The sequence below is a fragment of the Affinundibacterium seohonense genome (genome assembly GCF_014284305.1).
In the GTDB taxonomy this organism is placed as follows: Bacteria; Pseudomonadota; Gammaproteobacteria; order Burkholderiales; family Burkholderiaceae_D; genus Undibacterium; species Undibacterium seohonense.
Map to the genome: position 1 here is coordinate 89,248 of NZ_JACOFW010000002.1, position 18,620 is coordinate 107,867.

Here is an 18,620-nt window from a genome sequence, read left to right on the forward strand (position 1 = left end):
ACCGACATGCTACTCGATTTTTAACGATGTTGGCGCTGGCCCGATATTCTTTAAATGTAACCAAAGGCGCTCTGCGTACCATTTTTGTGCCCAGATTTCGAACTCATCTGCAGGCATAGGGCGGGCGATGCCATAACCCTGTGCCAGATGGCAGCCCAGATCGAGTAAGGCCGCGCCATGTGCCAGTGTTTCGACACCTTCGGCAATGACCTCTCGGCGAAAGGCTTTGGCCAGGCGAATGACGCCTTCAACGATTCCCAGGTCATCGTTATCTTGCAACATGTCGCGCACAAAACTTTGGTCAATCTTTAAAGTATCAATGGGTAATTTGCGCAAATAAGTTAAGGATGAATAGCCAGTACCAAAATCATCCAGGGAGAAGTGCACGCCGAGTTGACGACATGTTTGCAAGATGGTGACCGCTTGTTCGATATCGGCGATGGCGGCGGTCTCCAAGACCTCCAACTCAAAGCATTGCGGGGGCATGTCGGGATGTTGCGATAAAGCGAACGCCAAGTGTTCGGAAAAATCTTGTTGTACCAAGTGATCGGCACTGATATTGACGCTAATGCTAAGCAGCAGTCCTTGTCTATGCCAAATTTCCCCCTGCGTTAGTGCTTGTCGTATTACCCATTCCCCCAGCTTTTGATCGAGTTGGCTACCATGGATATAGGATAGAAATTCTGATGGCGGTAAAATGCCTCGTTCAGGGTGCGCCCAACGTATCAGGGCTTCGGCGCCGATGATGTGACCATCGCGCAGATCCACCTTAGGTTGATAGTACAAGACAAACTCGTGATTGGTTAATGCCTGCGTTAATAGCTCTAGATAGCTGCGATGGAATTGCGCTTTTCGGTCTCCCTCAGGATCAAACAAGTGGTAACGATTTTTGCCAGCATTTTTTGCGATGTACATCGCTTGATCAGCGTGTCGCATCAGACTGTCTGCATCGACGTTATCATCGGGAAAGAGGCTAACACCAATGCTAGCGGATACCTGTAATGCTAATGCATCGAGTCGCACCGGGCGACTGACTGCCATTAAGATACGGTCCAACACTTGATTACTTTCAAAGCTGCTCTTGATGTCTGACAGTAGGATGACAAATTCGTCACCGCCCAAGCGCGCCAGTGTGTCATTGCTGCGTAACACGGTACGCATGTGTTCGGTCACGCCAATGAGCAGTTGATCACCAACATGATGGCCGTGTTCATCGTTGACCGCTTTGAAGCCATCTAGATCGAGAAAGCACACGGCCAATAAACTGCGGTCACGTTGCGCACGGATCAATGCTTGATTGAGCCTGTCGCTTAAGAGGCGGCGGTTTGGTAAGCCAGTTAAGGTGTCGTAATTGGCAATTTTGTCGAGTTCTGCTTCATGCGCTTTGAGTTGACTGATATCAGAAAAAACGCCAATGTAATGCAAGACTGTGCCGAACTCATCGCGTACCGTAGAGATCGATAAGAGCTCAATAAATTCCTCGCCGGTTTTTCGACGATTCCAAATTTCGCCACGCCAGAAATCATTTTTGATTAAGTCTTTCCAAAGGTGTTGGTAGAAATCGTCGCTATGATGTCCGGAGGATAAAATCTTAGGACTTTGGCCTAACACCTCATCCTCTCGAAAGCCCGTGATACGCATGAAGGCAGGATTGACTTTGCTAATCAAGCCATTGATGTCCACCACCATGATGCCCTCATAACTGCTGGTAAAAACCGTGGAGGCGTCACGTTGTGCGTGTTCAAACTGCTTCCTCTCGCTAATGTCGGTGTGGGTGCCCGACATGCGCAAAGCTTGACCCTCGCTATCCCATTCAACGACCCGTCCACGAGTTAGTATCCAGCGCCATTCGCCTGTTTTAGTCAGACAACGTAATTCCATCTGATGGCTCGGGCTAAGTCCCGCGAGGTGCCTTTTGATCGAGTCTAAAGCTTTTGGATAGTCAAGCGGGTGCACGTAGTTCGACCAGTATTCAGGTGTCTTTACTAATTCTCCAGCGGTATATCCGAGCATGGTTTCACAGCGGGCGCTCAACTCGAATTGGTCGGTTTGCAAATTCCAATCCCAATAACCTTGATCGGTACCTTCAAGTACACGCGCCAATTGTTTCTCCCGCTCCTGTAAAGCCTTTTGCGCGCGATGGACTTCGCTTAGGTCGCGACCAAAAGCCATGTAGCGACCATCGGGCAATTTCTTGGTAATGATCTCTACGTCGACAATCTCACCATTTTGATGCAACAAACGCCAATCGCGTCGAATAAAATTATCCCCACTTAGTTGTTCCAAATGCCCATCTAGCTGGGCTTTTTCCTCATGTGCTAATACATCCGCGATGTGCATTTGCCTTAATTGTTCTAATGCATGTCCGGTTAGTTTACAGGCGACCGGATTCGCAAACAAAAATCGTTGGCTAGCGTTGCTAATCCAAATAGCATCCCCGGCTTCTTGTAAGACCACCCGCAGATCTGCTTCAATTTGTTTGATGGCGCTGATCTCATGCGAGATCCCGTAAACGCCACAAACTTCGCCTTTCTCGTCAAATAGTGGTCCTTTAGTTGTCAGAAAAATCAGGCGCTTACCGGAAATGGTAACTAAAGAAGCCTCGTGGGTTTGTCTAAGCCCGGTCGTGGTAATTTCCTGATCTTTCGCGAGAATAAATTGGCAAGATCCTTCGTCAAATAAATCGCCATCGCTTGCCCCCAGAATGTCCTCGATTGGACGTTCCAGATAGTGACTGATGGCTTGATTTACAATTAGGTAACGGCCTTGCAAATCCTTCACGTATACCGCATCCGAAGTGCCGGAGATGATCGCATCGAGCAGACGCCGGTGATGCTCATCTTTCATGACGGATCGCTGTAGTAGCTCACTGAGGATGCTGACGGCTAAGCCATTGACGATAAAAAATAGCCACTGAAATAATTCTTTCGAATCCGGGGTCGTCAAACCATAAATTGGTACGAAGGAAAAAAAATATACGGCGATTGTTGCCAGACTGGTCGACAATAAGCCTGGCCAAAAACCACCCAACATGGCGCTTAAGACCACAGGAAAGATGAATAAGATCAGCATCGGCTTGGCGTGTATGCCAATCGCAATGAGCTGATGCAAAGTGAACATCCCTATGGTGAGCGCCAATGTCAGTCCATAAACTAACCAAGGAGAGTGTCGTTGACGGTGGTTGCTATGGTTGAGTAAGTTCAGCAGGCTCGATGCTTGCGCACTTTTGGCGGGTGGCACCGCACACATGGCAAAATAAAACAAAGTCGCCGTCGCTGCGACAAAGAACACACCCTTGGCGGTCGATAACCAAATCATCGAATCGACGTCGGTGAACATCGATAATAATTGATCGGATAAAAAAATCCATGCTAGTGCGAAAACGCTATACAACAGGGTAGCGAATAAAATGAAGCGTTGCCGCGTGACGCCCAATGGTGAGTTCATCGCTTAATGCCTTGGTTGTGCGGATTGACTTGACAGAGCAGGGTAGTTAGATTGCCTGAAAATTGGGAAGTGGTCTATGACTTATTACAAATTTTTGTGGAAAAACACACTGATGCGAGGCGAGATAAAAATTCAGATTGGTATGCGATTAATTTTGTTTCAACTCTTGATCTAAGATATCGCATAATGACCGCTTCAATTGCTATTTCATCACCGTTATGTCTCATCACATTATCCGCCCAGCGATCGCTGACGATGCCAAAGTACTCAGCGCATTAGCGCATCTAGTTGCGCCTTATTTTACGCTTCATGCCGACGGGCGCGACGCTGAATTATTTTTTGCCTCAATCACAGAAGCCGCCACGCTTGAACGCTTGAGGTCGTCGCAGTACCGCTATTGGGTTGCTCTAGATGGCAATGACAATGTCGTTGCCACTATTGCCATTCGTGATAACACTCATGTATATCATTTATTCGTCAATCCCGACCAGCATAGGCACGGCTATGCCAGCCAATTATGGTCACATGCAAAAGAGGCCGCAATGGCGGCTGGTAATCCTGGTGAGTTCACTGTCAATTCCTCTGTATTTGCACGAGCGATGTATGAAAAATTTGGCTTCCATGCCACTGCGGAGCAACAGCAAATGCACGGTCTGGCTTTTATCCCAATGGCATTTAAGAATGGCAGTCCACAATGATGCATTTATCGCGATTCGTCAGCTTTTGGCTTTGCGGCTTAATGAGCTTGTTCTGCGCGACACGATCGCAAGCGCAAATGTTGACGCAGACGACCACAGAGTTGAGTCATGGCTATCGTGTTCAAGAGTCGCAGCAAGTGAATGTAGCAGGACGTTGGCACAGTGACCTTCGCTTTAAGTTCTTATACTTTGAAAAACGCTATCTATGCCAATGTACCGAATTTAGCATTTCGCCTTCAGGGAAATATGCGGTTTATCAGATCAATGGTAGCAATGCGATCGTCAGCTTTAATCGGGATAAGGCAACGGCTACTAAGCATGACAAACTGCCGTCTGGCAAATTACTGCAAGTGACTTGGGGCAAGCAAGAGCGGCAAATTGAGATGCAATTCCGATCCGCCGAAAGCGGATCTGGCGACGTGATAAAAAAACGCCTAACGCTCAAGTAGTTCACTATTCAATATCGGAGCAAGCATGAAAACTTTGGGCTTAATTGGTGGCATGAGTTGGGAGTCGACCATTCCCTATTATCGTCACATAAATCAAATTGTGAAGCAAGAACTCGGCGGCCTGCATTCGGCAAAAGTGATTGTCTTTAGTGTGGATTTCCATGAAATCGAAGTCTTGCAACGGTGCGGGGATTGGGATGCCGCTGGAAAAATATTGGCAGAAGCTGCCCAAGTTTTAGAGCGTGCCGGAGCTGACATGCTGGTCTTGTGCACCAATACCATGCACAAGGTCGCCGCTACGATTGAAGCCGCAGTGCAGATTCCCTTATTACATATTGCCGACCCGACCGCTGCTGAAATTAAGGCGCAGGGATTGCAATGTATAGGTCTGTTAGGTACACGTTTTACGATGGAGCAGGCCTTTTATAAAGACCGCTTACAAGAACAGCACGGCTTACAAGTGGTAACGCCAAATGCCGCCGATCGCGACATCGTGCATCGCATTATTTACGAAGAACTTTGTCTGGGCAGCATACAAGACGCCTCCCGTCAGGAATATATTCGCATCATGGCAGAGCTGGTGCAACAAGGCGCTCAGGCCATCATTCTGGGATGTACGGAGATCTCACTATTAGTACAGACAGCACACGCCAGCGTGCCGCTGTTTGATACGACAAGTTTGCATGCACGCCGTGCGGCCTTGTGGTCTTTGGGGTGTTAGCCTCGATTTCGAGCGAAGAAACTGTAGATAGACCATAATCATCGCATCTATCTTTTGTATGAAGCAAGCATGAACACGCAAACCCAACCCGCCATTTTCCTTGGCCATGGCAGTCCAATGAATGCGCTGGAAAATAATCAGTTCACGGAAACATGGAAGCAACTCGGTGCGCGTTTTCAGCCGAAGGCGATACTGGCGATTTCTGCGCATTGGATGACGACGACGGTGGCCGTGACCTCCATGTCAGCGCCGAGGACGATACACGATTTTGGCGGTTTTCCGCCAGCTTTGTTTGCTGCGCAGTATCCTGCACCTGGTAATCCTGAATTGGCGCAAAGAGTGGCGCAACTGTTGGCGCCTATCCATGTTCATCAGGATCGCGACTGGGGCTTGGATCATGGTAGCTGGTCAGTGTTGATGAAAATGTACCCTGAGGCCGACATCCCGGTGGTGCAATTGAGTTTAAATATGAATCAGGATGAGGCATTTCATTTCGCCTTGGGACAACGCTTAGCAAGTTTGCGCGATGAAGGGGTAATGCTACTTGCCAGTGGCAATGTGGTACATAATTTACGTCGTTTAGATCCGCGTGTTGGTGGATTTGACTGGGCGCAACGTTTCAACCAGCAAGTTCGTGCAGCGATTGAGAATAATCATTTTGAGGCGCTAGTTAATTACACCCAGTTTGGACAAGATGCTCAGTTGGCTGTTCCGACCGTTGAGCATTATTTGCCTTTACTCTATATATTGGGTGCCAAGCGCGACACGGATCATGTGGAAATTCTTAGCGATGAACTCGTGATGGGCTCGATCAGTATGATGTCACTGGTAATTGCTGAAACCTTAAGTTAGAGGACTAAAAGTGAGTGTCGATAATCCGAGAAGACGAATGACTTTGAATCGAAGAATTATGTTTTTTCTCGCTTACGTTAGCACAGCCGTGATAGCCGGCTTTTTTATTAGCGATATGGAGTCCTATTGGAAAGCTAATTTATGGTTCCCCAAAAGCATACAAGACCTCGTTGTCGCCTTTCTGTTGTCTGATGATGTCTATGTGGCTGAACAGCAGCTTGAATTTTTCCAGGCGTGTTTTCATGCAGCATTCGCACTAGCGATACCGGTAGCTTTATTTTTTGCTATCCAGGGGAGGCGTGTTGCTCGCATTAAAGCCGCCCTCTAACTCAACGATCGACTCGGACGCTTCGCGCCAATCATTTCAGCGTTAGTTTTCTTGTAGTCGCCGTTCTATTTTGAACTCTCTCCCTGTGAGAGAGTTCCTATTTGCCGCCGATAAGTCTGGACAATGAGTTAAGACCGATTCTTTGGTCTTTCTCGCTGTTTCGACTTTTCTTGGCACCGCTTAGCATTTCCGCAAACTCATTTCAATCCGCATTTTTTGCGTTTCATCCCCCAATTCTCGCAACTCACAACATTGCACCTTGAAGCCAAGATGCTGCTGAGGAATACTCACCATCGCGAATTCCTCCATTACTTTAGCAGGTGCCTATCATGTTACGTAAAACCCTACTCGTTGTTGCGATTGCCACAGCTTTTTCCGCTATGACTGCCTGCAGTAATGCGCCACAAGACGGCAAAAAAGCCAGCGCGAGCGCCAGTGCGTCCGCGACAGTGGCTAAAAGCGACGCCAAAGCGGGTCCTGAGAAATTGATTATTGCGAACGAAGATATATTGAATTTGCAGAGTAATGCGATGGCATCAGGTCCGGTGGTAACAGGCTCCATCCAACCTGAGCGTAAAGCTGATTTGCGTGCAGAAGTGTCAACTGTGGTACTGCAGGTTTTGAAAGAAAATGGTGAGGCGGTCAAACGTGGCGATGTGATCGTGCGCTTAGATGAAACCTCAATTCGTGACAATCTCAATTCAGCCAACGATGCGGCGCGTAATGCCGCGTTAGCCTTGGATCAGGCGGATCGCAATTTGCAGCGTTTAAAAACCTTACGTGCCTCAGGCATGACATCGATGCAAGCCTTGGACGATGCCGAAGTGCGTAGAAATACAGCGCAGTCGGAAGTCTCTGCTGCCAAAGCGCGAGCCGCACAAGCGCAGCAGCAATTGCAACGCACGGTGGTGCGGGCGCCATTTGATGGTGTGGTAAGTGAGCGTAAAGTGTCCGCCGGCGACACCGCTTTAGCCGGCAAAGAATTAGTCAAAGTGATTGACCCGAATAGCATGCGCTTTGTCGGTCGCGTCTCGGCTGACAAAATCGGCATGGTCAAGACCGGACAAAATGTCAGTTTCCGCATCAATGGCTATGCCAATCAAGAGTTCCGCGGCAAAGTGACGCGTCTCGATCCAGCGGCAAATGATGTGACTCGTCAAGTGGAAGTCTTGGTCGCCTTCTCCGATAGCAAGCAACCACGCGTTTCTGGTTTGTATGCAGAAGGAAATATCGAAGCAGAATCTGTGTCAGCCCTGATGTTGCCAGAAGGTGCGATCGTCAAATCTGGTGACAAGTCTTTTGCCTGGAAAATACAAGGTAAGACTTTGAATAAAGTGGAATTAGCCTTGGGCAGTCGTGATGTTCGCACTGGTAATTATGAAGTGCGACGTGGCGTGGCGGCAGGTGACATCATTATGCGTAATCCTAGTTCTAATTTCAAAGAAGGCCAGGCAGTTGAAATGGCTACGGCACCTGTCACGAAGACAGCGATGGCAAGCACGACCTTGGCAATGGGGAACTGATCATGTTTCTATCTGATTTCAGTATTAAACGACCAATCGCTACCATCGTTTTGATTATAGCGATGATGGCGATGGGCTTACTCGCGATGAGTAAGTTGCGCGTCAATCAAAATCCCGATGTCGAGATTCCGGGCTTATTCGTTAGCATCCCTTATCCTGGTGCATCACCCGATACGGTAGAGCGCGAAATTATCAATCGCATAGAAAAATCGCTGCAAAGTGTATCCGGTGTGGACGAGGTATATTCTTACGCGAACGAAGGTAGCGCTGGTTTCGAAATGCGTTTCTCGTTCAAGAAAAATATGATTGAGGCCGCTGAGGAAGTGCGTAATGTGATTTCCACCGTGCGCTATAAATTGCCAACTGAAATGCGCGAACCTATCGTGCAGCGCTTTGATCCGTCGACGCAGCCGATCTTGAATCTGGCATTGTCGTCCAGTAGTCAAACGCATGCGGAAATTTCACGTTTGGCTGAAGATACCTTAGCCACTCGCTTGCGTGGTGTTCCGGGTGTAGCGACAGTCACTGTGAATGGTGCCTTACGTCGTGAGTTGTCAGTGCTGTTGCGTGCTGAACGCTTGCGCGAATTCAATGTTTCTGCTGGCGAAGTGGTTGCCGCATTGCGCAGTCAAAATACCAATGCACCTGTAGGCAAAGTGCGTGGTGACTTAGAAGAAGAGAGCATACGCTTGGTTGGTCGCATCGAAAGCCCAGCCGAGTTTCAAAACATCGTCGTTAAGCGTCGTGGCGACCAGATCGTACGCTTGGGTCAAGTCGCGACCATCGAAGATGGATTCGCGGATATCAATGGTCTGAGCATTCGCAGCGGCAAACCGAATGTCGGCATTCAAGTTACACGTTCACGTGAATCGAGTACCGTGAGTGTCGCGAAGAGCGTCGTCAAAGCAGTGGAGGAGATTAACAAAGATCTCGCTAAAGATCATCCAGGTACCAAACTAGAAGTGACGCGTGATGGTGGTAAAGACGCGCAAAACAGTCTGAATAATGTGATTGAGTCGCTGATTTTTGGTGCTGTTTTAACGATCTTTGTGGTGTATGCGTTTTTGAATTCATGGCGTTCGACTTTGATTACGGCATTGAGTTTGCCAACCTCGGTGATCGCGGCGTTTATCGCGGTCTGGTTGTGTGGTTTTACTTTGAATTTCATGACCTTGCTCGGTTTGTCCTTAGCCATCGGGGTTTTGATTGATGATGCGATTGTGGTGCGGGAAAACATTGTGCGCCATATGCAAAATGGCTCTGATCGTCGTACGGCTGCTTTAGAAGGAACCGCCGAAATTGGACTCGCGGTTGCTGCGACCACGTTCTCTATCATCGCTGTGTTTATTCCAGTGGCTTTCATGCCAGGTATTTCTGGTGAATGGTTCCGTCCATTTGCCTTGACCGTGACGTGTTCTGTGTTGGTGAGTCTTGGGATTTCCTTCACTTTAGATCCTATGCTGTCGGCCTATTGGGGCGATCCTGCTGATCATCACACTGCACCGAAAAAAGGTTTGAGCAAAGTATTGGCGCGCTTTAATGATTGGTTTGACAGTCAGGCAGATCGCTATGGTCGCGTGATTGCTTGGGCTTTGCATCACCGTCGTTGGATGGGCGCGATTGCCTTGGCGAGTTTTGTTGGTGCTTTGGTGTTGCAAGTGACTTTGGGCGGTACGAGCTTTTTGCCGACCGCAGATTCCGGTAATCTGATGATCGAAGTTCGCACCCCTGCATCGTCATCTGTTGAATATTCACGCCTGAAAATGGAAAGAGCCGCCGCCTTGGCACGCACGATTCCAGAGGTGAAAGAAACTAATAGTAATATCAATGCCTCTGGTGGCCGCATCTATGTCGATATCGGTAAGAAAAACTCCCGTGAGCGTAGTGCTAAAGAGATTGCCGTGGAATTGCGTGAAAAAGTGAAGCAATTGGTGGGTGCTGAATATGTAGTCTTAGATGATTTGAACAATGGTGCACGTAAGCCGATTCAGATTGAATTTACTGGTCCAGATTCGCGTAAGTTATTGGAGATCACCAGCGCTTACATGGATGAATTACGCAAGGTTCCAGGTGCGGTTGATGTTGGTTTGTCGCAGCAAGATCCTAAGAAAGAATTAAAGATAGAAATGAATCGTGGTCTGGCTAACTCGATGGGAATTTCTATCAACGATGCAGCACAAGCTTTACGGGTCGCCTTCGCTGGCATTGAAGTTGGTGACTGGGTCGATCCTACTGGTGAAACACGTGATGTGGCAGTGCGGCTACATCCGGCGGATCGCGTGAGTAAAGAAAATATCGAGCGTTTGCCGATTGCGATTGCAGGCACCAATGAGATGGTTCCTTTAGATCAAATTGCCACTGTCAGTATGGGTAAAGGACCATCCGCAATTGAGCATAGCAATGGCAAGCGTACGATCACCGTGTCTGCTAATGCGCAAGGTCGTGCCAGCGGTGAAGTGACCAAAGACGCGATGGCATTAGCGAAATCCTTCAATTACCCACCGGGCTATGGTCTGTCTTTGGCCGGTGCTGGTCAAGATCAGGATGAATTGTTTACTGAAATGTTGATTGCTTTGATTTCTGGTATCGGTTTGATGTACTTAATTCTGGTGATGCAGTTTAGCTCCTTCACCGCACCTTTAGCTGTGATGCTGTCTTTACCTTTGTCCTTGATTGGCGTGGTGATCGCTTTGATGATCACTGGCAGTACGATTAATCTGATGAGTTTTATCGGCATCATTATGTTGATGGGCTTGGTGGCGAAAAATGCGATTTTGTTGCTCGATGCGGCGCGCAAACAAGAGAAGGATGGGATGAATCGCGAAGACGCCTTAATGCATGCAGGCCGGGTTCGTTTGCGTCCTATCTTGATGACGACGTTTGCCCTGATTGCCGGCATGATTCCTGTGGCTTTGGGCTTGGGTGAAGGCGGGGAATTTTATCGCCCATTAGCCATCGCCATTATCGGCGGTACCATCACGTCTACGATCTTAACTTTGTTAGTCGTACCAAGTTTTTACGACAGCATCGAGATTGCACGTGATCGCATGATGGCAAAATTAGGCCGCCGCGCTGATCGTTACAACCAAGCTTTAGCCCTGATTGTGACGTTGATCGAAGCGGTGTTGACCTTAACTTTCGTACGCTTGATTTACCGTCTGGTTATGAAAGCCTTCTATGCCATCAGTGGCAAGAAAGCGAAGGTGGCGGCATCGTGATTTAATTTTTGTTGGTAAAGTCGACCTGAGTAAGCACCACTTCCTCGGCAAGACTAAGTGAGTAGTACCGGTTTGAGCCTGCTTGGTTTTCCACGCAGGCTCTTTTTTTGACTCAAGAATTTATGACGTCGTGATGACTGAGAAGTGTTCACTTAAGAGGAAAAATCGAAAAAATTCGGTCACAAATAGGTCATAGAGTCTTGTTATAGTCCACGCTTTTAGACCACGTAGGATGGACAACATGAAACCGAATCTTCTCTTGATCTCAGTTCTAGGCGCACTGAGCGTACTCGCTTCTGGTTGCAGCAGCAACACCAGCAATACTAACAATTCCAGCACCGTACAGCCCGTAGTCGAACCACCGAAGAATGTGATTTTCTTCTTAGGTGATGGCATGGGTATGACAACCCTGACTGCAGCGCGTATCTATGCCGTTGGCGAAGACGGCGAAATGACGATCGACACCTTGCCAGAAACCGCCTTCATTAAAACTTTTTCAAATGACGCACAAGTCACTGATAGCGCTCCATCCATGGCAGCGTATATGACAGGCGTGAAGATGAATAATGAAGTACTCTCCATGTCAGCAGAAACAATCGCAAAATCGCCAATTGCGGATGCGAATGGCAACTTTTTAGCGAACAATTGCGGCACAGGTAACGGCACTCCAGTCACTACGTTGTTGGAAGCGGCAAAAGCGAAAGGTCTGTCTGCTGGTGTCGTGACGACCACACGCGTAACGCATGCAACACCAGCGGCAACCTATTCCCATATCTGTCATCGTGATCTAGAAAACGACATCGCTGCAGCGGCTGTTCCAGGTGGCGTGGGTTACAACGCGGCTTTGGGCACAACTGGTTTGGATGTATTGCTCGGTGGTGGTAAGCAATTCTTCGTACCGGCAAAAGATGGCGGCAAGCGCGCTGACGGCCGTGATTTGATCGCCGAAATGAAAGCGAAAAACTATGCATTCGCGAGCAATAGCACAGAATTTGCAGCAATCGATGCCAGCAAGACAGATCGCCTGTTTGGTCTGTTCACGTCTAGTCACATGAGTTATGACTTAGATCGCGATCCAACAAAGGAACCAAGCTTGGCAGACATGACAACCAAAGCCATGGACGTTTTAGCGAAAAACAGCAAAGGCTATTTCTTGATGGTGGAAGGCGGTCGTATCGATCATGCTTTGCACGAAACAACAGCAAAGAAAGCTTTGCAAGACACAGTCGCGTTTGACAATGCGATCAAAGCGGCGATTGCAAAAGCGAAAGTAGCAGACCCAGAATTGAAAAATACCTTGATCGTCGTGACAGCGGATCATGATCACACTTTGGTATTGAATGGGTACGCAAAACGCACCGGCAAAACGTCGGCAACTAACCCAGGTGTCTTGGGTGTGGTGAAAAACTATGTGACCGGTGCAACGGACAAAGATGCAGACGGCGTTCCTTACTCCATCATTGGTTTCGGTAACGGTGAAAATCGTGCGCAAGGTGCACGTTCGATTTTGACGAACTTTGATGAAACCCTCACCAGCGGCAATACCTATCACCAAGAAGCCGCCATCCGCGTCGGTGCTGGTAGCGAAACTCACGGTGGTGCTGACGTATTTTTAGGTGCCATCGGTAAAGGTGCCGATACCTTCTACGGCACGATCGATAACACCAAGGTCTTCAATTTGATCAAGGCAGCAGTTGGTCTGTAATTCATTTACATGCTTATCGACACGCGCATCGACATCAAGAATCAAACAAAAATTGGAATTCATCATGAAAAATACTTCTATCGCTAACGCATTTGTAGCGCCGCTGGCTAAAACGCTGGCACTCACTTTAGCTATGGCATTCGCCAATACAGCAGCTGCCCAAAGCACAGCAAAAAACGTCATTTTCTTTTTGGGTGATGGCATGGGCCCAACCACAGTGACAGCATCTCGTATTTACAAATACGGTGAAGACGGTAGCTTGAATATGGATAAGTTGGAACGTACAGCACGTATCAAGACTTTCTCTGCAGATGCACAAACAACCGATAGCGCGCCATCGATGGCGGCATATATGACAGGCGTGAAGATGAAGAACGAAGTCATCTCCATGACTGCGGACACAGTCGCCACGCCGCCAGGTAAAGATGCTAACGGCAATCTCACAGTCAACAACTGTGCAGCAACTGGTAACGGCACGTCGGTACCAACTATTTTGGAGTTAGCTAAAGCCAAAGGTAAAGCAGTTGGTTCTATCACCACTACAGAGTTGACGCACGCGACGCCAGCAGCGACTTTTTCTCACATTTGCAACCGCAATGCGCAGTACCATATCGCTGCTCAGATTGTACCTGGCGGCGCTGGTTACAATGCTGCCTTGGGCGATGGCGTTGACGTATTGATGGGTGGCGGACGTAATCACTTCACACCATTCAATGCGACTAGCAACAAAAATGGTCGCGCTGACGGTCGCGATTTGTTAGCGGAAATGGCAGCAAAAGGCTATGTGGTTGCTGCGAATAAAGCGGAAATGGCTGCCGCACCAAACACCAAAAAATTTATCGGCTTGTATAGCAGCAAGAGCCAATTGGAATTTGAATTAGATCGTACTGCAACGCCACCATTGGGTGAAGGGGCGAACCAACCTAGTTTGGCGGAAATGACGACAAAGGCGATGGATATTCTTTCGCAAAACACCAATGGTTATTTCTTGATGGTCGAAGGTGGTCGTATCGATCACGCCTTGCATGGTACGAATGCTAAACGCGCTTTGACTGACACCATTGCATTTGACGATGCGATTAAAGCCGCTTTGGATAAAGCGAAATTGACTGACCCAACTTTGGCTAATACCTTGATCATTGTGACGGCTGACCATGATCACACCATGGCATTCAATGGCTACGGCAAAAAAGGTAATCCGATTTTGGATATCAATCGTGACTACAAAACTGGTCAACCAAGCAAAGATGCAGACGGCAATACTTACACGACTTTGGTATTTGGTAACGGCCCAAATCGTCCTGCTACACGTACCAACTTAGACAGCGTGACCGTATTGGGAGATAACTATTTGCAAGAGACAGGTGTACGTTTGAGTAGCGAAACACATGGCGGTGGCGATGTGAAATTACTTGCCACTGGTAGTAATTCGAAACTGTTCAAAGGCACGATCGACAATACCAAAGTATTTAATTTGTTGAAAACGGCGTTTGGTTTCTAAGTCGTATTGAGTCGTCATCGCAATAAAAATGAGTGAGTCCTCGACTCACTCATTTTTTGTTATTGAAATCTGTTATTGCAGTTTGTTTTTCCCATTTAGGTATCGTATGAAATTCGTTCCAAGCACACTACTCGCCCTTGTACTTCTCGGTTCCAGCCTTGCACTAGCCAATGATCTTCCCAAAGCACCTGAGCTTGATTTAAGCATCAGCTATTACAGCAAAGTGTTGACCCCAGAAGGCGTTACCCGTGAAGCAAAATATCAAGACAATATGCAGAGACGAGATGGACACATCTGGCTGTATCGCGTCTTGCCTAAGGCCGGTGGTGCTGCGCATGACCATGAAGCACCAACAGTCAAAAAAAACAATACAAAAAAAATAGTGAAGATACGCATCAGCATTTTAACCATGTGCTCGTACCGCGCCACGTGACTTTCGAAAACAACAAAGTGCAGTTGGAGTACATTGACACCGTCAATAAAATACGCATCTCGATCCCACCTACAGACTACGGCAATGTGAATTTCGATGGTTCGTGGGAAAACAGCTATTTCTTAGTCGATCCCAAATTAGTGAAAGCGATGCCGATGTCGAAACGAGTCTCTAATGTGCCGAATGCGGTTTGGTATGAACGCGAAAAGAATGGCGCCTTTCAACGTGTCTTGTGGGATGAGCAAAGACAGATTCCCCTGATCATTGAAAATGGCGACAAAGCCAGTAGCTCTTACCGCCTTATCGAGATACAAGTGAGTAACAAGTTGAGTAAAGAAACACCTTGGAAAAATACCAAAGGCTATGCGCAGAAGGAGTATTCTGACTTTCTCGACTAAGTTTCTGGTCTAGGCTCCAGCAATTGGTCGGTACCAGCCGACCATTTGCTCAGATATGTAGCAATTACTGTTAGCCAACAATTGTCCCGACAAATCGTATTGCCAAACTAGCTGCAGCACGCCATGCGATGACCCACTTCACATTCCATTTCAAACGAAGCAAAGCGATCGCTGCCAATCCTTCGATACCATCAGTGGTAAGAAAGAGAAGGTGGCTGCGCTATACATACATTTAGGAATTTTGTTGGTAAGGCGTGGCAAAGTCAGCACAACTTTCTTTGATGGGCTTTTGAGTCGTATTGAGTCGTACCGGCTTGAGCGTGCTTAGCTTTTCACGCTGACCCTTGTTTAGATTTTTCGCTCTAGATGTTGCCGTGTCATCTTATTGTCATGAATCCGTCATTTAGACGTCACACACGCTGACTATGATTCCCCGCTTCCTTCCCCCTCATCTAAACACCCACAGGAAAAGAAGCTATGAGTAAATCGAATGACAAAGCCCTATCGTTTGTAGATCCAGATGATATTGGCAATAACCACTCCAATAATGAACACTTTAGTGCGATCTTGGACTCACGTCTGAGCCGTCGTAGTTTGTTACGTGGCGGTGCCGCTTCCATTGCTAGTGCCTTCATTGGATCTAGCGCGCTCAGTGCCTGCGGAAGTAATGACACGCCGGTGGTGGTCACACCTGAGGTACCAAAGCCAGTAGAAAAATTATTGGGTTTTGCACCTGTGGCTAAGAGCTTGTTAGACAGCGTGATTGTGCCTGTTGGTTATACCGCTAGCGCCATTTATGCTTTGGGTGATCCTTTGACTGCAAGCACTGCTGCCTATAGAAACGACGGTACTGATACTGATTATGAAAACCGTGCAGGTGATCACCATGACGGTATGGAATGGTTTGGTTTATCCGCTGATGGTAAGGCGTCATTGACTTCAGTTGAGCGCGGATTGCTGGGTGTGAATCACGAAGCGACCACCAACGAAAAGCAAGCATCATTCTTCTTGCACGCGAATGGTGGTACATCCAGCTTGCCACGCCCAGCGTCCGAAGTTGATAAAGAAACCGCGATTCACGGCGTTTCTTTCGTCGAAGTGCGCAAGGCTAACGGCAAATGGGAATACGTTAAAGATTCAAGTTTCAATCGTCGCTTTACCTGCTTAACCGAAATGGAATTGTCTGGTCCAGTACGTGGTAATGCCTTGGCGATTACGAAGTATTCCGCCACCGGACAAAAAACACGCGGTACTTTAAATAATTGCGGCACTGGTAAAACACCATGGAACAGCTTCGTCACTGGTGAAGAAAACTGGGCTGGCTATTTCACCCGTAACGCCACTGATGACACCGCACGTGTCGGTGAAAAATCGATCGTTGCCTTAAAACGCTATGGTAGTTCTCAAGGACTCCCATCACGCCACGGTTGGGAAACTGGCGGTACAGAAGATAAATATGTGCGTTGGAATATCAGTAAAACAGGCAGCTCCACGAATGGCAGTGATGACTATCGTAATGAGATGAATGGCATGGGTTACATCGTTGAGATGGATGCTTATGACAAGACAAAACTGGCTAAAAAACGTACAGCACTCGGACGTTTTGCGCACGAAAGCGCGGCGTTTGGTAAGCCAGTTGCAGGCAAGCCACTAGCGGTTTATATGGGTGATGATTCCCGTAACGAATACATTTACAAATACGTTTCTACTGCCAACTGGGATGCGGCTGATGCGAATTCAACTAACCCATTAGCGACTGGCGATAAGTATCTCGATAGCGGTAAATTGTATGTCGCACAATTCAACGCTGATGGCAGTGGTAAATGGATAGAACTGAGTTTGAGCAATGCGCAAATCGCTGCTTACGCTAACTACAAGTTCGCTGATCAAGCGGATATTTGCGTCAATTCACGTTTAGCCGGCGATGCTGTCGGTGCGACGAAAATGGATAGACCAGAGTGGTGTTCTGTTAACCCAGCGAATGGTGAAATCTATTATTCACTAACGAATAATAGTAACCGTAACGTGAATGCGACTGGCTCTTCACAGTTAGTACCTGACTCCGCTAACCCACGTGCTTACACCGACATGAAAGGCACGACTGCGCAAAATGGTAACCCTAACGGTCACATCTTGCGTATGAAAGAAGGTACAGACGGTTCTGCAGCTTTGACATTCACATGGGACGTGTATTTGTTCGCAGCTGAAGCTAGTGCGGACGCGGGCAAAATCAACTTGTCTAGTTTGACTAATGACCAAGATATGTCTAGCCCAGACGGCTTGGCGTTTAGTCCAGCCACAGGAATCTGCTGGATACAAACTGATGATGGCGCGTTCACTGATGTGACTAATTGCATGATGTTAGCTGGTTTGCCAGGCCAAGTTGGTGATGGTGAAAAAGTGACATTAAACTATACCAAGACAGATGGCACACCACTAGCAGTGACAACCTATGTCGGCAAAAAGCCAACTGCGGATACTTTGAAGCGCTTCTTAGTCGGCCCTGTCGGTTGTGAACTTACTGGTATTGCTGAGACACCAGATGGTAAAGCTTTGTTTGTGAATATTCAGCATCCGGGTGAAACCACGGCAGCAGCAAATATCGCTGACCCAACAAAATACACTAGTCAATGGCCAGCAAATACCGGCTACGGTTTAGGTAAGCGTCCGCGTTCAGCAACGATTGTAATCACTAAAAATGATGGCGGTCGTATCGGTAGCTAAGAGCTAAGTTATCGCACCAAAAAAGAAAAGCGATACGCAGATTTGCTGCGTATCGCTTTTCTTTTGTGCTTTTTAAATTTCTAAATACCCGATCCTGTTACTTGGGATGCTGCGGATCTAAAAAATTACGTTTGAAGTTGATTTCATTCAGCTTTAAGCTGCCATTCTTTCATTTTGTAGTCTCGAATCCTGACGTGCCACCATGAGGTCGTCATCGTTGACTTTTGACTCAATATACAAGGTCAATAAAATCGCCAATGGCGATTGCATACACATGCCTTGTTCAAACCGACTTCCTTGCGACTGAGTAACGCCAAAGCGTGACCAGAATTCGGTTTGATTTTCTTTTAATTTCCTTCGCAGCCATTTGAGTTTATGTGCTGTTGGCATGCTTGACATTGTGGATATTTCAGGTGGGATGTTGTTCATCATAGAGCGCTCAGCTTAGTTATTGTTGATCCGTGGTTAAAAGTAGTCTTATCGAGTATTCCTGTATGACGGGGGGATGTTGAATGTAATCAGCATGGTTGCGTCATTCAATATGTCGTCAGTACAGAAGTGTTTGGGTAATCTTCGATAAGAGCGGGAGTAACGAGTTTTTCAACTATCACAAATAGGATGAC

14 protein-coding genes are annotated in these 18,620 nt (G+C 47.6%); 12 read left to right on the forward strand and 2 right to left on the reverse strand.

Going from position 1 to position 18,620, the window contains the following annotated elements:
• Positions 1-9 precede the first annotated feature (9 nt).
• Positions 10-3,447, reverse strand: coding sequence for an EAL domain-containing protein (locus tag H8K52_RS02530; protein WP_186921124.1), 3,438 nt, complete (start codon positions 3,445-3,447; stop codon positions 10-12).
• A gap of 218 nt (positions 3,448-3,665) precedes the next feature.
• Here H8K52_RS02530 and H8K52_RS02535 point away from each other — a divergent pair, with 218 nt between their 5' ends.
• The 12 genes from H8K52_RS02535 to H8K52_RS02585 all read left to right on the forward strand — a co-directional run bounded on the left by H8K52_RS02535 (position 3,666) and on the right by H8K52_RS02585 (position 17,997).
• Complete coding sequence (locus H8K52_RS02535) at positions 3,666-4,145, forward strand: GNAT family N-acetyltransferase (protein WP_186921126.1); 480 nt, start codon at positions 3,666-3,668, stop codon at positions 4,143-4,145.
• Entirely contained in the window at positions 4,142-4,594 is a 453-nt protein-coding gene (locus H8K52_RS02540) for a hypothetical protein (RefSeq protein WP_186921128.1), read from the forward strand. The genes H8K52_RS02535 and H8K52_RS02540 overlap by 4 nt, the downstream gene beginning before the upstream one ends.
• Before the next feature lie 25 nt (positions 4,595-4,619).
• Complete coding sequence (locus H8K52_RS02545; RefSeq protein ID WP_186921129.1) at positions 4,620-5,315, forward strand: aspartate/glutamate racemase family protein; 696 nt, start codon at positions 4,620-4,622, stop codon at positions 5,313-5,315.
• A gap of 69 nt (positions 5,316-5,384) precedes the next feature.
• Entirely contained in the window at positions 5,385-6,167 is a 783-nt protein-coding gene (gene ygiD / locus H8K52_RS02550; protein WP_186921132.1) for a 4,5-DOPA-extradiol-dioxygenase, read from the forward strand.
• 10 nt (positions 6,168-6,177) lie between these two features.
• Positions 6,178-6,495, forward strand: coding sequence for a hypothetical protein (locus H8K52_RS02555; RefSeq protein ID WP_186921134.1), 318 nt, complete (start codon positions 6,178-6,180; stop codon positions 6,493-6,495).
• A gap of 329 nt (positions 6,496-6,824) precedes the next feature.
• Positions 6,825-8,018, forward strand: coding sequence for an efflux RND transporter periplasmic adaptor subunit (locus H8K52_RS02560; protein ID WP_186921136.1), 1,194 nt, complete (start codon positions 6,825-6,827; stop codon positions 8,016-8,018).
• 2 nt (positions 8,019-8,020) lie between these two features.
• A complete protein-coding gene (locus H8K52_RS02565) occupies positions 8,021-11,236 on the forward strand; it encodes an efflux RND transporter permease subunit (RefSeq protein WP_186921138.1) in 3,216 nt (1,071 codons plus the stop codon).
• A gap of 241 nt (positions 11,237-11,477) precedes the next feature.
• Positions 11,478-12,941 carry an alkaline phosphatase gene (locus H8K52_RS02570; RefSeq protein ID WP_186921140.1) on the forward strand — a complete coding sequence of 488 codons (1,464 nt, stop codon included), beginning with the start codon at positions 11,478-11,480 and terminating at the stop codon, positions 12,939-12,941.
• 133 nt (positions 12,942-13,074) lie between these two features.
• Entirely contained in the window at positions 13,075-14,442 is a 1,368-nt protein-coding gene (locus H8K52_RS02575; protein WP_186921487.1) for an alkaline phosphatase, read from the forward strand.
• Positions 14,443-14,548: 106 nt separating this feature from the next.
• Entirely contained in the window at positions 14,549-14,875 is a 327-nt protein-coding gene (locus H8K52_RS21150; RefSeq protein WP_246464234.1) for a hypothetical protein, read from the forward strand.
• On the forward strand, positions 14,872-15,273 hold the full coding sequence (locus tag H8K52_RS21155) for a hypothetical protein (RefSeq protein ID WP_246464236.1): 402 nt from the start codon (positions 14,872-14,874) through the stop codon (positions 15,271-15,273). Before H8K52_RS21150 ends, H8K52_RS21155 begins: the two co-directional genes overlap by 4 nt.
• 477 nt (positions 15,274-15,750) lie before the next feature.
• Positions 15,751-17,997: a PhoX family protein gene (locus H8K52_RS02585; RefSeq protein ID WP_186921142.1), complete on the forward strand. Its 2,247-nt coding sequence runs from the start codon at positions 15,751-15,753 to the stop codon at positions 17,995-17,997.
• A gap of 153 nt (positions 17,998-18,150) precedes the next feature.
• On the opposite strand, the gene H8K52_RS02590 is transcribed toward H8K52_RS02585, so the two are convergent.
• Entirely contained in the window at positions 18,151-18,387 is a 237-nt protein-coding gene (locus H8K52_RS02590) for a helix-turn-helix domain-containing protein (RefSeq protein ID WP_186921144.1), read from the reverse strand.
• Positions 18,388-18,620 lie beyond the last annotated feature (233 nt).

Bases quoted from the DNA above. Each gene is read 5' to 3' on its own strand.
- ygiD (WP_186921132.1), top strand. From the start codon at position 5,385: ATGAACACGCAAACCCAACCCGCCATTTTCCTTGGCCATGGCAGTCCA.
- H8K52_RS02575 (WP_186921487.1), top strand. From the start codon at position 13,075: ATGGCATTCGCCAATACAGCAGCTGCCCAAAGCACAGCAAAAAACGTC.
- H8K52_RS02540 (WP_186921128.1), top strand. From the start codon at position 4,142: ATGATGCATTTATCGCGATTCGTCAGCTTTTGGCTTTGCGGCTTAATG.
- H8K52_RS02585 (WP_186921142.1), top strand. From the start codon at position 15,751: ATGAGTAAATCGAATGACAAAGCCCTATCGTTTGTAGATCCAGATGAT.
- H8K52_RS21150 (WP_246464234.1), top strand. From the start codon at position 14,549: ATGAAATTCGTTCCAAGCACACTACTCGCCCTTGTACTTCTCGGTTCC.
- H8K52_RS02590 (WP_186921144.1), bottom strand. From the start codon at position 18,387: ATGCCAACAGCACATAAACTCAAATGGCTGCGAAGGAAATTAAAAGAA.
- H8K52_RS02535 (WP_186921126.1), top strand. From the start codon at position 3,666: ATGTCTCATCACATTATCCGCCCAGCGATCGCTGACGATGCCAAAGTA.
- H8K52_RS02530 (WP_186921124.1), bottom strand. From the start codon at position 3,447: ATGAACTCACCATTGGGCGTCACGCGGCAACGCTTCATTTTATTCGCT.
- H8K52_RS02570 (WP_186921140.1), top strand. From the start codon at position 11,478: ATGAAACCGAATCTTCTCTTGATCTCAGTTCTAGGCGCACTGAGCGTA.
- H8K52_RS02545 (WP_186921129.1), top strand. From the start codon at position 4,620: ATGAAAACTTTGGGCTTAATTGGTGGCATGAGTTGGGAGTCGACCATT.
- H8K52_RS02565 (WP_186921138.1), top strand. From the start codon at position 8,021: ATGTTTCTATCTGATTTCAGTATTAAACGACCAATCGCTACCATCGTT.
- H8K52_RS02560 (WP_186921136.1), top strand. From the start codon at position 6,825: ATGTTACGTAAAACCCTACTCGTTGTTGCGATTGCCACAGCTTTTTCC.